The organism is Streptomyces sp. A18, assembly GCF_059026065.1.
The window spans coordinates 55,696-77,684 of the sequence record NZ_JBWLKL010000023.1 but is presented as its reverse complement, the minus strand read 5'-3'; the positions used below and the strand labels follow the sequence as shown (position 1 = coordinate 77,684).

The 21,989-nt window shown below is 69.7% G+C and carries 24 protein-coding genes and 1 pseudogene; 1 reads left to right on the top strand and 24 read right to left on the bottom strand.

What is annotated here, in order from left to right; genetic code table 11:
- From AC5P1C_RS28990 to rpsB, 6 genes are all read right to left on the bottom strand, one after another.
- On the bottom strand, positions 1-1,230 hold the full coding sequence (locus AC5P1C_RS28990) for an NAD(P)/FAD-dependent oxidoreductase (protein WP_493868881.1): 1,230 nt from the start codon (positions 1,228-1,230) through the stop codon (positions 1-3).
- A 195-nt stretch (positions 1,231-1,425) separates the two neighbouring features.
- Entirely contained in the window at positions 1,426-2,508 is a 1,083-nt protein-coding gene (locus AC5P1C_RS28985; protein ID WP_493868880.1) for a phosphatidate cytidylyltransferase, read from the bottom strand.
- A gap of 34 nt (positions 2,509-2,542) precedes the next feature.
- A complete protein-coding gene (gene frr, locus AC5P1C_RS28980) occupies positions 2,543-3,100 on the bottom strand; it encodes a ribosome recycling factor (RefSeq protein WP_127829926.1) in 558 nt (185 codons plus the stop codon).
- A 151-nt stretch (positions 3,101-3,251) separates the two neighbouring features.
- A complete protein-coding gene (pyrH, locus tag AC5P1C_RS28975) occupies positions 3,252-4,013 on the bottom strand; it encodes a UMP kinase (protein ID WP_344525377.1) in 762 nt (253 codons plus the stop codon).
- A gap of 186 nt (positions 4,014-4,199) precedes the next feature.
- Positions 4,200-5,036, bottom strand: coding sequence for a translation elongation factor Ts (gene tsf / locus AC5P1C_RS28970; RefSeq protein ID WP_493868879.1), 837 nt, complete (start codon positions 5,034-5,036; stop codon positions 4,200-4,202).
- Positions 5,037-5,129: 93 nt separating this feature from the next.
- Complete coding sequence (gene rpsB, locus AC5P1C_RS28965; protein ID WP_493868878.1) at positions 5,130-6,077, bottom strand: 30S ribosomal protein S2; 948 nt, start codon at positions 6,075-6,077, stop codon at positions 5,130-5,132.
- Positions 6,078-6,367: 290 nt separating this feature from the next.
- Here rpsB and AC5P1C_RS28960 point away from each other — a divergent pair.
- Positions 6,368-6,940 (top strand): annotated as a pseudogene (locus AC5P1C_RS28960) (peptidoglycan DD-metalloendopeptidase family protein); the annotation flags it as partial.
- Between the two features lie 193 nt (positions 6,941-7,133).
- On the opposite strand, the gene AC5P1C_RS28955 reads toward AC5P1C_RS28960, so the two are convergent.
- The 18 genes from AC5P1C_RS28955 to proS form a co-directional block, all read right to left on the bottom strand.
- On the bottom strand, positions 7,134-7,691 hold the full coding sequence (locus AC5P1C_RS28955; protein WP_493868918.1) for a TetR/AcrR family transcriptional regulator: 558 nt from the start codon (positions 7,689-7,691) through the stop codon (positions 7,134-7,136).
- A 131-nt stretch (positions 7,692-7,822) separates the two neighbouring features.
- Positions 7,823-8,665, bottom strand: a complete 843-nt coding sequence (gene whiG, locus AC5P1C_RS28950; RefSeq protein ID WP_493868877.1) for an RNA polymerase sigma factor WhiG — start codon at positions 8,663-8,665, stop codon at positions 7,823-7,825.
- 337 nt (positions 8,666-9,002) lie between these two features.
- Positions 9,003-10,172 carry a DNA-processing protein DprA gene (gene dprA, locus AC5P1C_RS28945; protein ID WP_493868876.1) on the bottom strand — a complete coding sequence of 390 codons (1,170 nt, stop codon included), beginning with the start codon at positions 10,170-10,172 and terminating at the stop codon, positions 9,003-9,005.
- Positions 10,169-11,788 (bottom strand): YifB family Mg chelatase-like AAA ATPase, encoded by a 1,620-nt coding sequence (locus AC5P1C_RS28940; RefSeq protein WP_493868875.1) that lies wholly within the window; start codon positions 11,786-11,788, stop codon positions 10,169-10,171. Before AC5P1C_RS28940 ends, dprA begins: the two co-directional genes overlap by 4 nt.
- Positions 11,788-12,165, bottom strand: coding sequence for a YraN family protein (locus AC5P1C_RS28935; protein ID WP_493868874.1), 378 nt, complete (start codon positions 12,163-12,165; stop codon positions 11,788-11,790). The genes AC5P1C_RS28940 and AC5P1C_RS28935 overlap by 1 nt, the downstream gene beginning before the upstream one ends.
- 161 nt (positions 12,166-12,326) lie before the next feature.
- Positions 12,327-12,635 carry a DUF2469 domain-containing protein gene (locus tag AC5P1C_RS28930; protein WP_003965949.1) on the bottom strand — a complete coding sequence of 103 codons (309 nt, stop codon included), beginning with the start codon at positions 12,633-12,635 and terminating at the stop codon, positions 12,327-12,329.
- A 55-nt stretch (positions 12,636-12,690) separates the two neighbouring features.
- Positions 12,691-13,212: an NUDIX hydrolase gene (locus tag AC5P1C_RS28925; RefSeq protein ID WP_493868873.1), complete on the bottom strand. Its 522-nt coding sequence runs from the start codon at positions 13,210-13,212 to the stop codon at positions 12,691-12,693.
- Positions 13,202-13,969: a signal peptidase I gene (gene lepB / locus AC5P1C_RS28920; protein WP_493868872.1), complete on the bottom strand. Its 768-nt coding sequence runs from the start codon at positions 13,967-13,969 to the stop codon at positions 13,202-13,204. Before lepB (AC5P1C_RS28920) ends, AC5P1C_RS28925 begins: the two co-directional genes overlap by 11 nt.
- 80 nt (positions 13,970-14,049) lie before the next feature.
- Positions 14,050-14,922, bottom strand: coding sequence for a signal peptidase I (gene lepB / locus AC5P1C_RS28915; protein ID WP_493868871.1), 873 nt, complete (start codon positions 14,920-14,922; stop codon positions 14,050-14,052).
- Entirely contained in the window at positions 14,876-15,988 is a 1,113-nt protein-coding gene (lepB, locus tag AC5P1C_RS28910; protein WP_493868870.1) for a signal peptidase I, read from the bottom strand. Before lepB (AC5P1C_RS28910) ends, lepB (AC5P1C_RS28915) begins: the two co-directional genes overlap by 47 nt.
- Complete coding sequence (gene lepB, locus AC5P1C_RS28905) at positions 15,981-16,700, bottom strand: signal peptidase I (protein WP_493868869.1); 720 nt, start codon at positions 16,698-16,700, stop codon at positions 15,981-15,983. Before lepB (AC5P1C_RS28905) ends, lepB (AC5P1C_RS28910) begins: the two co-directional genes overlap by 8 nt.
- Positions 16,701-16,745: 45 nt before the next feature.
- The gene (rplS, locus tag AC5P1C_RS28900; protein WP_160507458.1) at positions 16,746-17,096 is read right to left on the bottom strand and encodes a 50S ribosomal protein L19; all 351 of its coding nucleotides are present in this window, start codon (positions 17,094-17,096) and stop codon (positions 16,746-16,748) included.
- A gap of 132 nt (positions 17,097-17,228) precedes the next feature.
- Positions 17,229-18,050, bottom strand: coding sequence for a tRNA (guanosine(37)-N1)-methyltransferase TrmD (gene trmD, locus AC5P1C_RS28895; RefSeq protein ID WP_493868868.1), 822 nt, complete (start codon positions 18,048-18,050; stop codon positions 17,229-17,231).
- Positions 18,050-18,613, bottom strand: a complete 564-nt coding sequence (gene rimM / locus AC5P1C_RS28890; RefSeq protein WP_493868867.1) for a ribosome maturation factor RimM — start codon at positions 18,611-18,613, stop codon at positions 18,050-18,052. The genes trmD and rimM overlap by 1 nt, the downstream gene beginning before the upstream one ends.
- A gap of 134 nt (positions 18,614-18,747) precedes the next feature.
- A complete protein-coding gene (locus AC5P1C_RS28885) occupies positions 18,748-18,987 on the bottom strand; it encodes an RNA-binding protein (protein WP_030361979.1) in 240 nt (79 codons plus the stop codon).
- Between the two features lie 2 nt (positions 18,988-18,989).
- A complete protein-coding gene (gene rpsP, locus AC5P1C_RS28880) occupies positions 18,990-19,427 on the bottom strand; it encodes a 30S ribosomal protein S16 (protein ID WP_493868866.1) in 438 nt (145 codons plus the stop codon).
- A 210-nt stretch (positions 19,428-19,637) separates the two neighbouring features.
- Entirely contained in the window at positions 19,638-20,234 is a 597-nt protein-coding gene (locus AC5P1C_RS28875; protein ID WP_351165389.1) for a hypothetical protein, read from the bottom strand.
- Positions 20,235-20,445: 211 nt separating this feature from the next.
- On the bottom strand, positions 20,446-21,861 hold the full coding sequence (proS, locus tag AC5P1C_RS28870; protein ID WP_493868865.1) for a proline--tRNA ligase: 1,416 nt from the start codon (positions 21,859-21,861) through the stop codon (positions 20,446-20,448).
- Positions 21,862-21,989 lie beyond the last annotated feature (128 nt).

The window sequence follows — 21,989 nt, the reverse complement described above, 5'->3', positions numbered from 1 at the left end:
CTAGGCGGCGACCCTCACGCCGGGCCGGTCGGATGCGGTGGCCAGGCGGCGCTTCCGCTTCGGCATGCCGAAGGTCGGGTGTGCGATGCCGAACCCGGCCCCGACCAGCACGCCCGCCTTGAGCCGCGCGGCGGCCTTGCCGCCCAGATACCAGGCCTTCGACCGGACGTCCCCGTCCACCATCTGGAAGATCGCGTCCCGCCGCCCGAGGCTGATGTGGTTGCCGTAGTACTTCAGCCCGACGGTCGGGACCTCACCGCCCGTCAGGCGCGCGATGATCGCTGCGGTCGCCTGCATGTTGGTGAAGCCGGCCGATGCGCACGACATCGGCAGCGGGCGGCCGTTCTCGCCGATCGCGTAGGCGCAGTCACCGGCCGCGTAGACATCCGGGTGCGAGACCGAGCGCATGGTGCGGTCGACGACGATCTGGCCGGACTCTGCGACCTCCAGGCCGCTTGCCGCCGCGATGGGGTGCACGGCGAATCCGGCCGACCACACCGTCACGTCGGCCGGGATCGCCGTACCGTCGGCGGTGATCGCCCGTGTCGGCTCGACGGCTTCGATCGCGGTGTGCTCGTGGACGGTGACACCGAGCCGGTCGAAGGCCCGGCGCAGGTGACGGCGGGCCTTCGGGGAGAGCCACGCGCCCAGTTCGCCGCGGGCGGCCAGCGCCACCGAGAGGTCGGGCCGGGACTCGGCGAACTCGGTGACGGTCTCGATGCCGGTGAGCCCCTCACCGACGACAAGGACGGTGCCGCCCTCGCCCAGGGCCGCCAGGCGCTCGCGCAACCGCAGCGCCGAGGGCCGGCCTGTCACGTCGAAGGCGTACTCGGCCGCACCGGGGACGCCGTGGTGGGCCACGGAACTGCCGAGCGCGTAGAGAAGGGTGTCGTACGCGAGCTCGCCGCCCCCTCCGTCACCGCCCTCTCCGTCGCCGCGCCCTCCGTCGCCGTTCTCGTCAGCCACCGCGACAGTCCTGCGCTCGGGGTCGACACCGGTGACCTGAGCCAGGCGCAGCCGCACCCCAGTGCCCGCGAACACGTCGGCGAGCTTGCGGAACGTGACGTCCTGTCCGCTCGCCACCTGGTGGAGCCGCATCCGCTCGACGAAGTCGGGCACGGCGTTGACGACGGTGATCTCGGTGTCCGCGGGGGACAGCCGGCGGGCCAGGTTCCCGGCGGCGAAGGCCCCGGCGTATCCGGCGCCGAGTACGACGATGCGGTGCTTCATGGCGTTGCTCCTGTCTCGTTCGCGTGCCCCTTGAACGAGATGGCGCCCCCATTGCTGACAGGGGCCGGGTGTGACGCCGGTCACCGGAAAAGGGCCCGCCGTCCTGCTGGACGGTGAGCCCTTCACGTAGGAAAGCAAGCCCTTCTCCCTGCGAAGTCTTCTTCCTACGAAGTCTTCTTCCTGCAAAGACGCAGGTCAGGCAGACCCCACAAAGATGACAAGCAACAGCCACACCACCGGCGCGGTCGGCAGCAGCGAGTCGAGGCGGTCCATGATGCCCCCGTGGCCCGGGAGCAGCGTGCCCATGTCCTTGATGCCGAGGTCCCGCTTGATCATCGACTCACCGAGGTCACCGAGCGTCGCGCTCGCGGCGACGGCGAAGCCGATGAGCAGCCCCTGCCACCACGTGCCGCCGTCGATCAGGAACTCCATGCACAGCGCGCCCGCCGCCATCGCGAACGTCACCGCGCCGACCAGGCCCTCGCGGGTCTTGCCGGGGCTGATGCGCGGGGCGAGCTTGTGCTTGCCGAAGCGCCAGCCGATCGCGTACGCCCCGGTGTCGCTGACCACGGTCAGGAGCAGGAACGTGAGCACCCGCTGCGGGCCGTCGTCCGCGGTGAGCATCAGCGCCACGAACGTGGCGAGGAACGGGACGTAGAACGCCGCGAAGACGCCCGCCGTGACGTCCTTCAGATAGCCCTCGGGCGGTTCGGTCATCCGCCAGACGAGCACCGCGAGCGCCGTGAGCGCCATGGCTACCCAGGCGCCCTCGGCACCGCGGACGTATCCGGCGACGACCATCGCGGCGCCGCCCACCGCGAGCGGGACCAGCGGCGCCTTGATGCCCTTGCGCTCCTGGAGCCGCGAGGTGAGCTCCCAGAGACCGACCACGACGGCGACCGCTATGACGCCGATGAAGACGGCCTTCACGATGAAGAGCGACGCGACGATCACCGCGCCGAGCCCCACGCCGACTCCTATGGCCGCCCCGAGATCACGGCCCGCGCTCTTCTTCTGCGGCGCCTTGGGCGCTTGAGGCGCTCGCGGCGCCTCGGGGGCGGGCTGTGCTGCGCTGGGCATGGGCTCCTGGGGTACGTCAGGCACGTCCGGCACGTCAGGCACGTCGGGCACGATGGGCATGGGCTGCGTCTCTGCTGGATACAGGGATTCATGCGCATCGTACGCGGGACCTGCCGGGGCAGCCCCTTGAGCAGGGCCCTGGTCGGGCGGACCCCAGTACCCGGCTCTGGGAGGCGCCCCCCAGGAAGAGTCGTTCACGGATCGGATTCCTCAGTCTTCAGACCTCGAGCCCTCAGACCTCGAGCAGCTCGGCTTCCTTGTGCTTGAGCAGCTCGTCCACCTGGGCGACGTACTTCGCGGTGGTGTCGTCGAGCTCCTTCTCCGCGCGACGCCCCTCGTCCTCGCCGATGTCGCCGTCCTTGATGGCCTTGTCGATCGCTTCCTTGGCCTTGCGGCGGATGGAGCGGATCGAGATCTTGGAGTCCTCGGCCTTGGTCTTGGCGACCTTGATGTACTCCTTGCGACGGTCCTGCGTCAGCTCGGGGAACGTCACCCGGATGATGTTTCCATCATTGCTCGGGTTGACGCCGAGGTCGGAGTCGCGGATCGCCTGCTCGATGTTGCGCAGCGCGCTCTTGTCGAACGGGGTCACCACGGCCATCCGCGGCTCGGGCACCGAGAACGAGGCCAGCTGATTGATCGGCGTAAGGGCGCCGTAGTAGTCGGCCACGATCTTGTTGAACATCGCCGGGTGCGCACGGCCTGTGCGAATCGCGGCGAAGTCCTCCTTGGCGACCACGACGGCCTTCTCCATCTTCTCCTCGGCCTCGAGGAGGGTCTCTTCGATCACCACTTGCTCCTGCGTGTTGTGAGTGGGCTGCGGGCGCCCCCACACGGTGAAGTAGGGGGAGTCCATGGGGTGTCGGCTGCGTCGCGTCTCTTTTCCCTGCACCGTGTCCGACCGGCAGGGCTTTGTCCATCCCTCGGGGGCGGCGCCGAGATCAGGCGCGGGTGCCCTCGTCGCCCACGAGTGTGCCGATCTTCTCACCCTTGACGGCACGGGCGATATTGCCGGTGGTCAGCAACTCGAAGACCAGGATGGGCAACTTGTTGTCGCGGCACAGGGTGATCGCGGTCATGTCGGCGACCTTCAGGTCGCGGGTGATGACCTCGCCGTAGCCGAGCGCGTCGTACTTCACCGCGTCCGGGTTGGTCTTGGGGTCGGAGTCGTAGACCCCGTCGACACCGTTCTTGCCCATGAGCAGGGCCTCGGCGTCGATCTCCAGGGCGCGCTGCGCCGCGGTCGTGTCGGTGGAGAAGTACGGCATGCCCATACCGGCGCCGAAGATGACCACACGGCCCTTCTCCAGGTGCCGTACGGCGCGCAGCGGGATGTACGGCTCCGCGACCTGGCCCATCGTGATGGCGGTCTGGACACGGCACTCGATGCCTTCCTTCTCCAGGAAGTCCTGCAGCGCAAGGCAGTTCATGACGGTGCCGAGCATGCCCATGTAGTCGGAGCGCGCACGGTCCATGCCGCGCTGCTGCAGTTCGGCGCCGCGGAAGAAGTTGCCGCCTCCGATGACGGCCGCGATCTGGGCACCGTCACGGACGACCGCGGCGATCTCCTTGGCGATCGCGTGCACCACGTCGGGGTCGACGCCAAGGCCTCCCCCGCCGGCGAATGCCTCGCCGGAGAGCTTCAGCAGGAAACGACCGGCGACTTTGTCGTCACCACTGTTTGTGTCGGCCTTGGTGGTCATGGAGTTCTCGCTTCTTTTTGCTCGGCGCACATACGAAGAAGGCCACTGCCGGTGGGGTGTTGTTCGCATCCCATGCTCGGCAATGGCCTCCTCGTCAGATCTGCGGTCGTACGTCGCGCACCACGTGGGGTACGCGGGCGACCGCTGTCGACCCTAGCGGGGTCTACCGTCGATCGCGGTACGGACTCAGATGCCGACCTTGATGCGCGAGAAGCGCTTCAGGGTGACACCGGCCTCGTCCAGAACCTTCTGGACGGACTTCTTGTTGTCGAGCGCGTACGGCTGACCGAGGAGGGTGGCCTCCTTGAAGAAGCCGTTGACGCGACCCTCGACGATCTTGGGCAGCGCGGCCTCGGGCTTGCCCTCGGCGCGGGTGGTCTCCTCGGCGACGCGGCGCTCGGACTCGACGACCTCGGCCGGGACGTCCTCACGGGAGAGGTACTTCGGCGCGAAGGCGGCGATGTGCTGCGCGATGCCCTTGGCGAGGTCGGCGTCGGCCTTGTCCAGCTCGACCAGGACACCGATCTGCGGGGGCAGGTCGGGCATGGTGCGGTGCATGTACGCGGTGACGTACGTGCCCGCGAACTGGGCGAAGCGGTCCAGGACGATCTTCTCGCCGAGGTTGGCGTTGGCCTCGTCGACGTACGCCTGGACGGTCTTGCCGGCCTCGATCTCGGACGCGAGGAGCGCCTCGATGTCGGCGGGGGACGTCTTGGCGATGTGCGCGGCCAGCGAGTTCGCGACGGCCTGGAACTTCTCGCCCTTGGCGACGAAGTCCGTCTCGCACTTCAGCTCGACGATCACGCCGGAAGTGTTGTCGTCGGCGATGAGGGAGACCACGGCGCCGTTCTCGGCGGAGCGGCCCTCGCGCTTGGCGACGCCCTTCTGGCCCTTGATGCGCAGGGCCTCGACGGCCTTGTCGACGCTGCCGTCGGCCTCGTCGAGCGCCTTCTTGCAGTCCATCATGCCGGCGCCCGTGAGCTCACGGAGCTTCTTGACGTCAGCGGCGGTGTAGTTCGCCATGATCCTGAAATTCTCTTTCGGAGGTCTGAAAGATCTACGGGTGAACGGCGGGGGCCTGAGGGCCCCCGCCGTCAACTACCGAACCTGTGAAGGTCAGGCCTGCTCGGTCTCCGCGGCGGGGGCCTCGGCGGCAGCAACCTCGGCGGGGGCCTCGGCCTGCTCGGCGTCGGCGGCCTTCTCCGTCTCGGCGGACTTCTGAACCTCGGCCTCGGCCTCGGCCTCGGCGGCCTTCGGCTCGTCGGCCTTGGGCTCGTCAGCCTTCTTCTCGCCCTCGAGCAGGTCACGCTCCCACTCGGCGAGCGGCTCGCCGGCGGCCTTCTCGCCCGGCTTCTGGTCGCCCGTGGCGACGCCGGAACGGGCGATGAGGCCCTCGGCGACGGCGTCGGCGATCACGCGGGTGAGCAGGGTGACGGAGCGGATCGCGTCGTCGTTGCCCGGGATCTTGTAGTCGACCTCGTCGGGGTCACAGTTCGTGTCGAGGATCGCGACGACCGGGATGTTGAGCTTCCGGGCCTCGCCGACAGCGATGTGCTCCTTCTTGGTGTCCACGATCCAGACGGCGCTGGGCACCTTGGACATCTCGCGGATACCGCCGAGGGTCTTCTCCAGCTTGGCCTTCTCGCGGGAGAGGACGAGCAGCTCCTTCTTGGTGAGGCCGGACGCGGCCACATCCTCGAAGTCGATCTGCTCGAGCTCCTTCAGGCGCTGCAGGCGCTTGTAGACGGTCGAGAAGTTGGTGAGCATGCCGCCCAGCCAGCGCTGGTTCACGTAGGGCATGCCGACGCGGGTCGCCTGCTCGGCGATGGCCTCCTGCGCCTGCTTCTTCGTGCCGACGAACATGACCGTGCCGCCGTGGGCGACGGTCTCCTTGACGAACTCGTAGGCGCGGTCGATGTACGACAGCGACTGGAGCAGGTCGATGATGTAGATGCCGTTGCGCTCCGTGAAGATGAAGCGCTTCATCTTCGGGTTCCAACGACGGGTCTGGTGACCGAAGTGGACGCCGCTTTCCAGCAGCTCCCGCATCGTGACGACGGCCATGGCCGTACTCCTTGGTGTTCTCGGTTGTGCCGCGTCCGCCGGATGGCGGTCGCGCCTGACGCCCGCGATGCGCCGTGCCACAAAGGACCGAGAGGCGCTGGCACCTGGCTTTTCATGGCCTGGTGTCGGGGCGTGCGAAGTCGACCCGGTGACCCGGATCGCCACAAGAAGTGTACGGGACCCGCGAGGCAGCGGGTGACGCCGCTGTCCACAACCGGCTGGTCATCCACAGATCCGAGCCATGATCCCTGCGGAGGGGCCGGGCGCGGGACGGTTCTGGCATGTCTCACATGCGGAGAAGTCTGAGCCTGGCGCTGCTGCTGATTGTGGCGCTGACCGTGGCGCTGATCGCTGGGGTGGCACTGCCCGCTGGTGCCGCCGGGTCCGCCGGGCCCGCCGGGGAGCCGGTGCCGAAGGTGGGCGGTGCGTGGCCCGTGGGGGTACGGCCTCCTGTCGTACGGGGCTGGGAGCCGCCAGCGACGGAGTACGGCCGGGGTCACCGGGGCGTGGACCTCGCGGCGCCGCCGGGCTCCGTGGTCCGGGCGGCGGCTCCGGGCAGGGTCTCCTTCGCCGGGCGGGTGGCGGGCCGAGGCGTGATCGCGGTGGAGCTGGCGGGCACGGGGGATCCACCCCTGCGCACGACGTACGAGCCGCTGCGGGCCGCGGTCGAGAAGGGCGACGAAGTGGCGGTGGGCGAGGCGCTGGGGGTACTGGAACTCCCCACGGGCCACTGCCGGGGCAGCTGCCTCCACTGGGGCCTGCTGAGGGCCGAGGCATATCTGGACCCGCTGTCACTGCTGCCACCGTGGCTACTGCGGCGCGGGGCGTCCCGCTTGCTGCCGGTGATCGATGTGCCGCGTCCGGGGTTGTTCGCGATGCGGGCGGCGCGTCCGGGGTTGTTCGCGGCGCGGGCAGGCTTGCTCGCGCCGCGTCCGGGATTGCTCCCGGCGTGGAGGGGGTCGGGCTTGGCTCGGACGGCGGGGCTGGGCTTGGCGCGGACGGGGCCCGGCTTGGCTCGGACGGGCGTCGCGCTGCCGGCCGCCGATATCCGGAGCCTCAGCCCCGCACACCCCTCAACGCCATGGCGACCGCCGCCTCCGTGATGGCGGTCGGCTCCTCGGCGACGCCGAGCTCGATCCGCCGGACCGCGGCGTCCACGATGCCCTGCAGCAGCATCGCCGCCATCCGGGGCTGCTCGTGCCCCAGCGTCTCGAGCGCCTCGACGATGATGGCGATCAGGCCGCCGTGCGCAGCGCGGATCTTCTCCCTCGCACCGGCGTCCAGCTCGCTGGCCGAGATGGCGACCACAGCTCGGTGCCGCCGGTCCCCGACCAGGGTCAGCTGTCGCCGGACGTACGCCTCGACCTTGCCCTCGGCGGAGTCCGCCCGCTCCATCGCCGCCGAGACCTCCGCCGCCCAGACGGGGAAGTCGACCTCGCAGAGCTCCTCCACGACCGCGGCACGCGACCGGAAGTACTCATACACGGATGACCGTGCGAGCCCCGTGCGTTCGGCGAGGGCGGGGAAGGTCAACGCCTCCGTACCGCCCTCGGACAGCAGGGACCGCGCGGCGTCCAGGAGGGCGCCGCGCTGCATCGACCGGTGCTCGGCCACAGAGGCCGCTCGAATCCTTGGCACGCCCTCCACTCTACGGACGTGGACGCCGGGACGGGAGTCGATCCACTCCGGAGAAGCCCGTGCCCGCACCGCGCGGCGCAGGCCGGGGCAGGGACGATTCAGCGCGCTCAGCGGCCGAAACTCGCCAGCTTCGCCCGCAGCTGGAGCACCGATTTCGTGTGGATCTGGCTCACCCGGCTCTCGGTCACACCGAGCACATTGCCGATCTCGGCGAGCGTGAGGCCTTCGTAGTAGTAGAGCGTGACGACGGTCTTCTCCCGCTCCGGCAGCGTATTGATCGCGCGCGCGAGCAGCCGCCGCAGCTCGCGGTCCTCGGCGACCTCCACGGGGTTGTCGGCAGCGGTGTCCTCGAGCGTGTCCATCAGGCTCAGGCGATTGCCGCCCTCGCCGCCGACGTGCAGGAGCTCCTCCAGAGCCACGACGTTCGCCAGCGACAACTGGCTGAAAACGGCGTGCAGTTCCTCCAGCGCGACCCCCATCTCCTGGGCTACCTCGCTCTCGGACGGCGTCCGCCTCAACTGCGCCTCGAGCGTGGCGTAGGCCCTCTCGACGTTGCGCGCCTTCTGCCGCACGGACCGGGGAATCCAGTCGAGCGCCCGGAGTTCGTCGATCATCGCGCCACGGATACGGGTGATCGCGTACGTCTCGAACTTGATGGACCGCTCGATGTCGAACTTCTCGATCGCGTCGATCAGCCCGAACACCCCGGACGAGACGAAGTCCGCCTGCTCGACATTGGGCGGCAGCCCCACGCTGACCCGGCCCGCGACGTACTTGACCAACGGCGAGTAGTGCAGGATCAACTGCTCGCGCAGCCGCCCGTCCCCCGTCTCCTTGTACGACCGCCACAGCTCGTCCAGCGACGAGGGTGCGGGGGGCCGCTCCCGCTCGCCACTACGGGCGGCGGGAGGAACTGCCGCCCGATCGGACCCTGAGGTGTGCTGGGGCATGCGTCGCCTTGAGCCGTTCTGCCGTGAACTGGTGAGGTCGTGCGGGCCGATGGATTCGCCCGCGCCCGCGAGGTGGTGAGTTCGCGTGAAGTGAATGAGGTTGTCCGTCTGTTTGCCTGTGGTTGCGTGTGGCTGCCTGTCCGCGTCGGAATCCTTGTGAGCGTAGCGTGACTGGAGTGTCGCAGTGTGCGAACAATAGGGGATCTCGCGTACGCAGATACGTTCCGCTGGCCGCCCCACCGAGTCCCCCTCGTCGCCGTACGTGACGACCGCGGAGCGCCAACTACGCGCATCTCCAAGGGTGTCGGGGTTCATCCGGACGGCCGAACACGCTCGGTCACGATCCCCCTCCCTCCGGGAAGACCGACACGATCGCCTGGCGTGTCAACTGCCAGCTGTCGCCGTGTCGTTCGACGAACCCCAGTGAGCGCAACTCGTACAGCCGACCGATTGCTTCGTCCACCACCGTGCCCGCGCCAAGGGCGATCTCCCTGGCCGACGCGCTCCCCCGGGCGGGCAGCGCCGCCAGGACACGCGCGGCGTCCGGGGTGAGCAGATCGCGCGGCACGACGGGGCCGCGCCGCTCGGGTGCGAGCTCGCCCATGTCGCCCACCAGCTCGACGACTTCCGCCGCGTCGGTCACCAGGACGCCGTCACCCCGCAGCAGTTCATGCACCCCCGCCGAGAGACCACTGGTCGCGGGGCCAGGCACCCCCATCGTGAACCGGCCGAGCGCCTGCGCACTGCGCGCCGTGGCGAGCGCGCCGCTGCGATAGGCGGCCTCGACGACGACGCTGCCCCGGGTGAGGGCGGCAATCACACGGTTACGGAGGATGAATCTGCTCGGCGTCGGGTGGTCTCCCGGCGGCAACTCCCCCACCACAAGCCCCTGTTCCGCGATCCTCTTGATCAACTCGGCATGTCCTCGCGGATAGGCACGGTCGACCCCGCACGCGAGCACGGCCACCGTGGCCCCACCGGCCCCCAGCGCTCCCCGGTGAGCGGCCCCGTCCACCCCATAGGCGCCGCCCGACACGACCACCCAGCCCCGCTCCGCGAGCCCCGCGCCGAGGGCGGCCGCCATGTGCGCCCCGTACTCCGTGCAGGCCCTGGCGCCGACCACGGCCACCGACCGCAGCGCCCATATCCGCAGGCTGGGCTGCCCCCGCACCCACAGCCCCACCGGCCGCGCGTCCCCCAGGTCGTCCAGCTGGACGGGCCACTCGGCCTCCCCCGGGCACACGAACCGCACCCCCGCGTCCCGCGCCATCGCCAGGTCCCGCTCCGGCTGCGCCTTCGCTGCCCGCGCCCGCAGCCCTTCCCACCGCGCCGGAGTCACCCCGTCCAGCCGCTCCTCCCCCTCGGCCAGCCGCCGCACCACTTCGACGGCCCCGGTCTCCCGCAACCACCGCCCGCCCACCTCGTCCCCCGGCTCGAGGATCCGGGTCAGGGCGGCCCTCGCCAGACGCTTCTCCCCCGAGGCGGCCGATCCCCCCGCAGAGGTCATGTCAGCGCCCCGATCGCCATCGGCACGCCGCGCGACACCCCCGTACGCAACTGCAGCGCCAAGGCGACGTCCTGGGCCGCAGGCCGGTCCCGGCCCGCAAGGTCCGCGACGGTCCAGGCGACCCGCAGGACGCGGTCGAGCCCACGGGCGGTCAGGAAGCCACGCTCCAGGTCCAGTTCCGCGGCGTCCAGGGCTCCCGGCTCGGCGGGCCACCGCGTGCGCAGCGCGTGCCCCGGCACCTCACTGTTCGTCCGCCAGCCCGTGCCGCTCAGTCTTGCCGCCGCTCTCTCCCGGGCGATGCGCACCCGGTCGGCGACTGTCTGCGTGGAGTCGCCCCGCGGGCCGGACCCGGCGAGCTCGGATCGTGTGACGGGCTCCACCGCGACCTTCAGATCGACCCTGTCGAGCAGCGGGCCCGAGAGCCGCGCCTGGTAGCGGCGGACGATGGACGCCGGGCATTCGCAGCCGTCGCCCAGCAGCGTGTGCCGACCGCAGGGGCAGGGGTTGGCCGCGAGGACCATGAGGAATTTCGCGGGCAACCGCACCACTCCCGCACTGCGAGCGATCACGACGTGGCCCGATTCGAGGGGCTGACGCAAGGAGTCCAGGGTCTGGCCGCTGAACTCCGGCGCCTCGTCGAGAAAGAGCACGCCACGGTGGGCCAACGAGACCGCCCCGGGCCGCGCGACCCCCTTGCCGCCGCCCACCAACGACTGCATCGTCGCGGAGTGGTGCGGCGCGCAGTAGGGCGCGGTGTCCACCAGGGGCTTGCCCGGCGGCAGCATGCCCGCCACGGAGTGGACGGCGGTCACCTCCAGGGACTCCTCCCTGGTCAGCCGGGGCAGGATCGCGGGCAACCGCTCCGCGAGCATGGTCTTTCCCGCGCCCGGCGGTCCCTGAAGGAAGAGGTGGTGCCCGCCCGTGGCCGCCACCTCCACGGCGGTGCGGGCCGCTGCCTGCCCGACGACATCGGCGAGGTCCAGGGCAAGGGCGTCGTCCAGACCGCCGCTGAGCCCCGTGCCCACGCCGGTCCCCGGCACGCAGAGCCCCGCGAGCATGGGGTCGGGCCGCCCCGGCTCGTCCGGCTCCTCCTCCGGCACCGGCTCGTCGGTCAGCACGGCGATCAGCTGCCGCAGGCTGCGCACCCCGAGCACCGAGACCCCCGGCACCAGCGCGGCCTCGGCCGCCGTGCACTCCGGGACGACGACCTGCTCATAGCCCGCGTCCGCCGCCGCGAGGACTGCGGGCAGCACGCCACGGACCGGCCGCACCCGGCCGTCGAGCCCCAGCTCACCGACCATCACGATGTCCGCGAGGATCCGCGGATCGATCCGCTCCGCCGCACCGAGCACCGCGCAGGCCACCGCGAGATCGAAGCCACTGCCTCCCTTGGGCACCGAAGCCGGGCTGAGCCCCACCGTGAGCTTCTTCTGGGGCCACTCCCCGCCCGAGTTGACCACCGCGGCCCTGACCCGGTCCCTGCTCTCCGTCAGGCTCTTGTCCGGGAGCCCGACCAGCGTGAACGCCGCGACACCGGGCTCCAGATCTGCCTGCACCTCGACGACCACGCCCTCGACGCCCACCAGCGCCACGGAACACGTACGTGCGAAGCCCATCAGGCCACCCCCCGCGCGTGCTCCACGACAGGGGCGCCGCGGCGTGGGATCAGCACGCCGACGAGGTCGATCCGCACTCCGCCCGGCGGTGGACCGCCGCGCTCCTCGATCCAGCGCTCGGCGAGGCGCCGCAACCGCTCCGCCTTGGCCCGGCCCACGGCCGCCATCGGATGCTGATAGACCCCCGAGCCGACCAGGCCGGCCCTGCGCGTCTTGACCTCACAGACGACCAGCGCTTCGCCGTCCATGGCCACGATGTCGATCTCGCCGGTCCTGCCACCGCGCCAGTTGCGCTCCAGAACCGTCATCCCGGCTTCGCCCAGCCGCCTCGCGGCCAGGTCTTCGCCGTACTGCCCGAGTGCCCCCCGTGCGTTCATGTCGGCACCACCTCCGACACCCACACTGGGCCTCGGCCCCGAGCGATGTGGATCTTGGTGGATGACTCACGCGTTGTGGATAACTCGCTCACCCGCCGCGGTGAACCTCAGCGGGGGCTCTTACCGACCTCAGCGGAAGACGCCGGCTGACCTCAGCGGGCTCAGCCTCCCGGCAGCTCGAGATCGCTCTTGTTGAGCTCCTCGATATTCACGTCCTTGAAGGTGAGGACACGCACCTGCTTCACGAACCGTGCGGGCCTGTACATGTCCCAGACCCAGGCATCCGCCATGGATACTTCGAAGAAAACCTCACCCTGGACCGAGTGCACCTGCATCTCGTAGTCGTTGGTGAGATAGAAGCGCCGTTCGGTCTCGATCACATATTTGAACAGACCGACGACATCGCGGTACTCCCGGTAGAGCTTCAGCTCCATCTCGGTCTCGTACTTCTCGAGGTCCTCGGCGCTCATGGCATGTTCCCCTTCAGCCTTGCGTCCCCCTATTGTGCGTCAGCCCCTGGAGCCTCTACACGATTTCCGTGTCGAGGGTCTCGAGCCGACTCGGAGGACCCTCGTCGAGCAGCCTGCGAAGCAGCTCGGCGAGCCTGGTCGGATACACCGTCTCATGTGCCTCGGTCAGTTCCTGGCACGTCCACCAACGCGCTCCGGCGACACTCCGCTGTTCCAGCTCCGTCAGCCCTGTGGCCTGCGTGGACGTCTGTGACGTACGCGCCAGGTAGTACCGCTCCTCCTGGTCCCAGCGCCGTCCGGCGAAGGGGAAGGAGCAGATCCGCTGCCACAGGGCGGGGCCGAGCTCGACCTCGGTGATGCCCGTCTCTTCCATCAGTTCTCTCAGCGCGGCCTGTTCATGCGTCTCTTCGCCCTCAAGACCGCCGCCCGGCGTGAACCACCAGTCATCCGCCCTGTCCTCCGGCTCGTGGCCATGCAGCAGGAGGATCCGGTCCTGCGGGTCGAGCAGCACCACCCGCGCGACCTTGCGCAGCGCTTCGGGCTCCGGCTGAGCCCCGGGCTGCGGCTCAGCCGACATGGGCGGTCGCCCCCGAACGGTCACGGCTCTGCGTACGCTCGCGCCCGCGCCGCATCCGCTTGGCCACCGGGCCGTACGCGGCGCCGCCCAGGATGAGGACCGCACCGGCCACGACCGCCCACACCATGAGCCGCACGGGACCCGGTTCGGAGATGCCGCCCGGCATGTCCGCGAAGCCCTCGGGGCGCTCCAGCGTCCCGAACCTCTCCGTCGGCCAGGCCACCGCGTCGACCCGCCCCTCCACCGCGCTCCGCGGCACCGAGCCGTGGTTGGAGTCGCCCAGATGCACGCTGGAGTCCAGGGAGCCGCTGCGCTCGTCACCGAGCAGGAAGAGGTTACCCTTGGGGACCGTGGTGGCCGGGATTCCGGTGGCCGCGGCGCCCTTGCCCTCGGGAAGATACGGTTCTGCGACCTGCTTGCCGTTGACCATCAGCTTGCCGTCCGTGCAGCAGGAGATCCGGTCGCCGCCGACGCCGACCACGCGCTTGACCATCGGCAGGTCGCCCCAGCTCGCCTGCCGGAAGACGACGACATCGCCCCGGCGCACGTCAGTGCCGTCCATCCGCTCGGCCAGGACCCGGTCGCCCGCGCCGATCGTCGGCGTCATCGAGCCGGTGGGCACGGTGTACGGCTGGTACAGGACGGCGCCCCAGACGAAGCCTCCCAGGAAGAGCACACAGCCGAGGGCCACAGCCAGTCCCGACAGCGTGCTGCCGAGCCGTCCGTGGCCCTCGTCCGTACGTTGTGTCCTGCTCATCCCAGTGCTCCCCCATATCGGAGTCGACCCCGCGCCCCTACGAACAGGAGAACGGAAGATCAGCGATCTGGGACGGCACCCTACCCGGCGGTACCTCCGCCAGAAACCCTCGCGGCCTGCGCAGCGGCCACGGTGAGCCGACGCCTGCGCCAGAGCACGACCGGAACCGCACCCGCGAGCCCGAGGGCCGCCGGTGCCGCGCTCATCGCGGCGTTGATGCCCGGCTGGTCGAAGGTGTCGGGCTTGGGCAGCGTCGCCCAGCGGGTGGGCGGCCAGGCGATGACGATGGCGCGGCCCACGACGTTGTCCACGGGGACGGCGCCGCCGCCCGGCTGGTTCTGGTGGTAGCGGGAGTCCAGCGAGTTCTGCCGGTGGTCACCCATGACCCAGATTTTGCCCGCGGGGACGGTGATCTTGAACTGACCGCCCTGGTCGTCGACGCTGCACGGGGTGTTGCCCTCGAAGACGTACGGCTCGTTCAGCGCCTTGCCGTTGACCTTCACCGGTCCTGTGCCCTTGCACTCCACCGTGTCGCCGCCGACCGCGATGACCCGCTTGATCAGGTCCTTCTCGTCGGCGGACGGCATCAGACCGACCCATCCGAGGACCCTCTGAATCGCGTTCGGGTCGGGCGTCGGCTCACCGTCCAGCCAGTGCCCGGGGTCCCTGAAGACGACGACCTCGCCGCGCTCGGGCTCGGAGCCGAACCACGGTGTCAGCTTGTCCACCAGGACGCGGTCGCCCTGCTGGAGCGTGTTCTGCATCGAGTCCGAGGGAATCGAGAACGCCTGCACCAGGAAGGTCTTGATCACCAGGGCCAGGATCAGCGCGATGCCGATGAGGAGCGGCAGCTCCTTCCAGAAGGAGCGGGGCTTCTTCGCCCCCTTGGCCGGCTTCCCGTCGGACTCAGCGGCTGCGGGGCTGGCGCCCGCGGCGTCCCGCCCGGGGGTCACGCCGTCCGTCGCGGCCCCGTCCTCCGGCTCGTCTGATCGCCCTGGCTCCTCGGGCCCACCGTGTCCGGATCGTGCGCCGACCGCCACATCCCCCACATCCACTCCTCAGTCCGTGCTGTTGCCCGCTCCAGATGCGATGCAGGCCCACCACTCCCATAACGAGCGGGAGTTCCGCAGGGGTCGGGAGTCCGGTCAATCCGTATCGATCGCCGGGAGCCACCCTATGCGACGCCCCGAGGGCAGTGGGCGACCCCGCACCCGCGTCGGGCACGGAGGCGTACGTCTCGGGCTCCTCCAGCTTGCGCCAGTGGTCGAAGGGCCAGGCGATGACGAGCGCGCGCCCCACCACGCTCTCCTCCGAGACGGTGCCGCTGAACTTCTCGGTGCGGTGGAAACGGGAGTCGGCCGAGTCCGAGCGGTGGTCTCCCATGACGAACAGGCGCCCGTCGGGGACCTTCACCTCGAACTCGAAGGACGACGGCTCATCACCCGGATTGATGTACGGCTCGGTGAGCGGGACTCCGTTGACCGTGAGTTTCTTGTTCTTGTCGCAGCACTTCACGGTGTCACCACCGACGCCGACCACGCGCTTGATGAGGTCCCGTTCGTTGTCGGACGGCAGCAGCCCGATGAAGGACAGACCTTCCTTGACCTGCTTGACGCCTACGGGGTCGTCCTTCTTCTTGGTCTGTTCATCCTCGAGCCAGTTGCCGGGGTCCTCGAAGACGACGACGTCGCCGCGCTCGGGCTTGGAGCCGAACCACGGGGTGAGCTTGTCGACGAGGACGCGGTCGCCGATCTTGATCGTCTGCTCCATCGAGCCCGAGGGGATCACGAAGGCCTGCACCAGGAAGGTCTTCAGGACCAGGGCTATCAGCAGCGCGACTCCTATGAGGAGCGGTATCTCCTTGATCGCCGAGCGTCGCCTGCGCCGCTTGACCTTCCGGGCGAGCTTGCGCCGCTCGGCCCTTCCGGGCAGCACGGGACCGGTGGTCGGCCTGGATCCGGTCGGCAGCCGGGTGTCGGCCCGGTGACTGGCAGCGCGTGACCGCCCGCGGTTACCCATGCGCGCCGCCTGGTGCCGGCACGCGCGCGTAGCTGTCGGGCCGCTCCAGGGACGTCCAGTGCCCGATGGGCCAGGCGATCCAGTCGGCTCTGCCGATCACGGAGTCGACGGGGATCATGCCGCCGCCGGGCTGGCCCAGGTGGTCGCGGGAGTCACGGGAGTCGCTGCGGTGGTCACCGAGGAGGAACAGGCTGCCTTCGGGCACGACGGCGACGAAGGGCACCTTCGAGGGGGCGTCCCCCGGGAACAGATAAGGCTCGTCGACAGGCTCGCCGTTCACCTTGATCCTCCCCCGCTCGTCGCAGCAGACCACCCGGTCTCCCCCCACCCCTGCGACCCGCTTGATGTAGTCGGCATCCCCGAAGTAACCGCTGCCGTCGAAGACGACCGCGTCACCTCGCTGCGGCTCGGAACCGAAACGGTACGCCAACTTGTTGACGAGTACCCGGTCTCCGACCCGGAACGCGGGCTCCATGGAGCCACTGGGGATCGCGAACGGCTGCATCACAAAGGTGCTCACGAGCAGCAGGAACACCGTGCAGATCAGCAGTGTCAGCGTGGCTCTGCCGCCGGGTACCCAGGAGACGAAGGACATAAAAGCGGAGCGCGACCGGTCCTCCGCCCCCGCGGACTCCCCGTCGCGCTCGGCGCTCGGGGAATCGGTGGGTGGGGAGGAGCGGTCGCGCTCCGTGTGCTGTGCTTCGGTGTCCATCGGGGCCAGATGCTATCCGGCTCCGCTGTGGACCCGTGCGCGAGCTCAGTTGTCGCGCTTCTCCTTGATCTTCGCGGCCTTGCCGCGCAGCTCACGGAGGTAGTACAGCTTCGCGCGACGCACGGCGCCGCGGCTGACGAGCTCGATCTTCTCGACGATCGGGGTGTGCACCGGGAAGGTGCGCTCCACGCCGACGGAGAAGGAGACCTTGCGGACCGTGAAGGTCTCGCGCACGCCGGCACCCTGGCGACGGATGACTACGCCCTTGAACTGCTGCACACGGGAGCGGTTGCCCTCGATGACGCGGACGTGGACGTTGACGGTGTCACCCGGGCGGAAGGCCGGGATGTCGGTGCGCAGCGAAGCGCTGTCGACGGAGTCGAGCAGGTTAGCCATGATCGTCTGCTTTCTTCACTGATGCCACAGGTCATCAGCGGGAGATTCGTGATGAGGATTCGATAGCTGTTCGCGTCGGGCGGGCGTCGTTCCCCCTGTGGCAGGGGCGCACGCTGGACGTACAGCAGCGGCCTATTCTTCCACGGCCTCGGGGTCTCGCCCAAATCGGCCGTCGGGGCCCGGCCGCCATCCCAGGATCGAGAGCATCTCGCGGTCCTTCTTGTCGAAGGCCGCGGGGTCGCAACGCTCGATCAGGTCGGGCCTGTTGTGGACCGTGCGCCGCAGCGCCTCGTCCCTGCGCCAGCGCGCGATCTTGCCGTGGTGGCCGCTGACCAGCACGTCGGGGATGCCGTGGCCGCGCCACTGGGGAGGCTTGGTGTAGACGGGGCCTTCGAGGAGGTTCGCCATGGCGCCGGGGGCGAAGGAGTCGTCGCGGTGGGACTCGGCGTTGCCGAGGACTCCGGGCAGGAGCCGGGCCACGGCCTCGGTGACGACCAGGACGGCTGCTTCGCCGCCCGCGAGGACGTAGTCGCCGATCGACACTTCGTAGACGGGCATCCGGGTCGCGTACTCGTCGATGACGCGGCGGTCGATGCCCTCGTAGCGCGCGGGCGTGAAGACCAGCCAGGGCCGCTCGGAGAGCTCGACCGCGAGTTCCTGGGTGAAGGGGCGTCCGCTGGGCGTGGGGACGACCAGGACGGGCCCGTGGGCCCCCGCCTCGTACCCCTCGGCGAGCACGTCGTCGAGGGCCGCGCCCCAGGGCTCGGTCTTCATGACCATGCCGGGGCCGCCGCCGTAGGGGGTGTCGTCGACCGTGTTGTGCCGGTCGTACGTCCACTCCCTGAGGTCGTGCACGTTCACGTCGAGTTGGCCACGCGCGCGTGCCTTGCCGACGAGGGAGACGTTCAGGGGTTCCAGGTACTCGGGGAAGATCGTGACGACGTCCAGCCGCATCAGGCGTCGTCCCCCGAAGGAGCCTCGTCGTCCCTGGCGGATGCGATCTCCGCGCGGTCGTCGATCAGACCCGGCGGCGGGTCGATGATCGCCCGCTGCTCCTCCAGGTCGATCTCGGTGACGATCGCCTCCACGAAGGGGATCATCACCTCGCTGCCGTCGGGCCGCTCCACGATGAACAGGTCCTGCGAGGGCAGGTGAGAGATCTCGGTGATCCGGCCGACCTCGATCCCGTCCTTGGTGACGATGTCGAGGTCCATCAGCTGGTGGTCGTAGTACTCGTCCTCGTCCTCCGGGAGCTCTTCCGGATCGACCTCGGCGATCAGCAGCGTGTTGCGCAGCGCCTCGGCGCCCGTGCGGTCGCGTACGCCCTCGAAGCGCAGCAGCAGGCGGCCGCTGTGCACCCGGCCGGTCTCGATGGTCAGCGGCCCCGTGGAGGCGGGGTCGGTGGCGAGGACGGCGCCGGGACCGAGCCGCAGCTCCGGCTCGTCGGTGCGCACCTCGACGGTGACCTCACCCTTGATGCCATGGGCGCGGCCGATCCGCGCGACTACCAGCTGCACTGCTTTTCTCTCCTGTCGTGTGCCTACGGAAGGGCCCCGCGGGCGACTGCAGACGGCTACAGACGACTACAGACGACTACGGGCCGGGGAAGGCCCAGAAGCCCTCCCCGGCCCGTGCCGGTGCTACCTGTGGTTCAGTGAACCTGGTCCACGTCGACGAGGTCGACGCGGACACCACGGCCGCCGATGGCGCCCACGACGGTCCGCAGAGCGCGCGCGGTACGGCCGTTGCGGCCGATCACCTTGCCGAGGTCATCCGGGTGGACCCGGACCTCGAGCACACGCCCCCGGCGCAGGTTGCGCGAGGCGACCTGCACGTCGTCGGGGTTGTCGACAATGCCCTTCACGAGGTGCTCGAGAGCCTCCTCGAGCATGCTCAGGCCTCGGTCGACTCGGTGGGCGCGGCCTCGGCCGCGTCCGCCTTCTTGTCAGCCTTCTTGGCCTTCTGGGTGATGGCCTCACCCTTCGCCTCGTCGCCCTCGAGGCCCTTGGTGAAGGCCTCGAACGCGGCGCGCTTGTCCTTGGGCTCGGCGACGAGCAGCGGCGCCGGGGCCGGAAGGCCCTTGTGCGCCTGCCAGTCACCGGTGAGCTTCAGGATCGCCATGACCGGCTCGGTCGGCTGAGCGCCGACGGAGAGCCAGTACTGCGCGCGCTCCGAGTCGACCTCGATGCGCGAGGGGTTCTGCACCGGGTGGTACAGGCCGATCTCCTCGATGGCCCGGCCATCACGGCGGGTACGGGAGTCGGCGACGACGATGCGGTAGTGAGGCGAACGGATCTTGCCCAGACGCTTCAGCTTGATCTTGACTGCCACTGGAGTGGTGTCTCCTGGTCTTGACGTGGTTGGGCACAACGAGATGCCACGTGGGGTTGCGGTACTCGGGGTGCCCGATGGACGCGTCAGCCGGAGGCGAGAGGGTTCCTATGCGGCTGTCGAGTACAGCTAGCCATTGTGCCATACGTCGCCGGGGCGTCCGAAACGGGTCCGGGCGCCCCGACCGACACAGCTCCAGCTCAGCCCCCGTCAGCCGGCGGCAGCGCCGACCACTTCCGGAATACGGAATGGCTTGCCGCAGCCGCCGCAGACGATGGGCGCCTGGGCGAGGACCGACGGGACCACGCGGACGTTGCGCCCGCAGTCACAGACCGCCTTGACGCGGACGCCGCCCCCGGAGGAGCCGTGCCGGGCGGCCGGGCCCCGGAAGCTGCGTGCCGTGTCGGCTGCGGTCGCCGCGGTGTGTGCCTTGAGGGCGCGCTGGAGCCGCTCGATCGTCGGGCGGTAGCGCTTCCTCGCCTCGGGGTTGAGCGTGACCAGCGAGAAGCCACTGCTGGGGTGCGGCTCCTCGGGATGGTCCAGGCCCAGCTCCTCGGCGATCGCGAGGAATCTGCGGTTGTGATAGCGGCCCGCGCGTGAGGTGTCGCGTACGCCGCGTGACGCGGCGATGCCATGGACTGCCTCATGGAGCAGTCGCTCGAAGGAGAGTTCGGCGCCGCAGGCGGACGACGACTCTCCGATCAGGGATTCGGGCGCGGCAAGATCGGGCAGCTCGGGGTGGTGCCGCTGAATATCGGCCCACGCCTGTGCCAGCTCTGCGGCGAGAACAGGTGGTGTCGTGCTCACGTCGTGAACAACGAGCCGGGGCGCCCAGGGGTTCCATTCCGGGGCATCCCAAATAATTTGCACGTACCCGTCAGTTGCCATTGATGCGTCCGGACGAGGGCGGGTGCGCTGATCTGCCCAGAAGCCTCGCAGGTCATGGCAAGCCGGTACGTAGTAGCGCGTACGCCCCGGCGCGTAGTCGGGCCCCGCGCACCTGGCTTGCGCGCGCTCGTCAGTAAGCGCGGGCGACCACAGCGACGTTACCCGGGGTCTCATCCGCGTCCGGCACCGCCCCGTCCTCCGTGACCAGACACCGTACGGACACGGAGTGCTCGGCAAGCTCCGTCTCTCCCTCCGGGCCGAGCGCGGCCCACGGGATGCGCGCCCAGCCGCCGGCGGCCGTGGCCTCAACGGCCTGGTCGACGGTGGTGACGTCCGCGGTGCGGGCCTCCCGGCGCTCACGGGCCTGGTCCAGGAGCAGCTTCTGGTCCTCTTCGAGGACCGTGGGCAGCAGCGCCGCCAGGGAGTCGATCGCGACCGGCTCCTTGCCTCCCTTGATGCGGCGGGCCAGCATCGCGGTGCCGTTCTCCAGGTCGCGCGGGCCGACCTCGACGCGGACCGGCACTCCCTTGAGCTCCCAGTCGACGGCGCGTCGCCCGAAGGGGGTGTCCGTGCGGTCGTCGACCTGGACGCGTACGCCCGCAGCCTTCAGGCGCTCGCCGATCTCGTGGACCTTGGCGAGCACCGCGTCGTCGCCCTTGATGGCGAGGACGACGGCCTGGACGGGCGCCAGGCGCGGCGGGACCCGCAGGCCGCTGTCGTCGCCGTGCATCATCACCAGGGCGCCGATCATCCGCGTCGTACTGCCCCAGGAGGTCTGCCAGACGAGCTCCTGCTTGCCTTCCTTGGAGAGGTACTGGGTGTGGAAGGCCCTGGCGAAGTTCTGGCCGAGCTCGTGGCTCGTGCCGAGCTGAAGGGCCTTGCCGTCGCCCATCATGCCTTCGAGGGTGAGGGTGTTGATGGCGCCCGCGAAGCGCTCCTGGGCGGTCTTGCGGCCCAGGACGAAGTCCATCGCGAGGACGTCCCGCATGAAGGCTCCGTAGACGTCCTTGTGGATGCGGGCCGCGAAGTCGCGTGCTTCTTCGTACGTCGCGTGGGCCGTGTGGCCCTCCTGCCAGAGGAACTCCGAGGTCCGCAGGAAGAGGCGGGGCCGCAGCTCCCAACGGACCACGTTCGCCCACTGGTTGATCAGGAGCGGCAGGTCCCGGTAGCTCTGCACCCACTTCGAGAAGTACTCGTTGACGATCGTCTCGGAGGTGGGGCGGATGACGACCGGCTCCTCCAGCTCCTTGCCGCCTCCGTGCGTGACGACGGCCAGTTCGGGGGCGAAGCCTTCGACGTGCTCGGCTTCCCTGGTCAGGTACGACTGGGGGATGAGGAGGGGGAAGTACGCGTTCTGGGTGCCCGTCTCCTTGATGCGGGCGTCCATGTCCTGCTGCATGCGTTCCCACAGGCCGTAGCCGTAAGGCCGGATCACCATGGTGCCGCGCACCGGCCCGTTGTCGGCCAGCTCGGCCTTGTTGATCAGGTCTTGGTACCAGCGCGGAAAGTCTTCCGCCCGGGGCGTGAGAACGGGTGCCTTAGCCATGGCGCGCATGGTACGGCGGGCCTCCGGAGAGCGTGAATTGAATTCCTCCGGGGCTCCTCCAGGGGGCGCACGACGGTGGCACGCAAGCATTGCCCCACAACCTCTGGACTCCACGACGGATGCGGAGT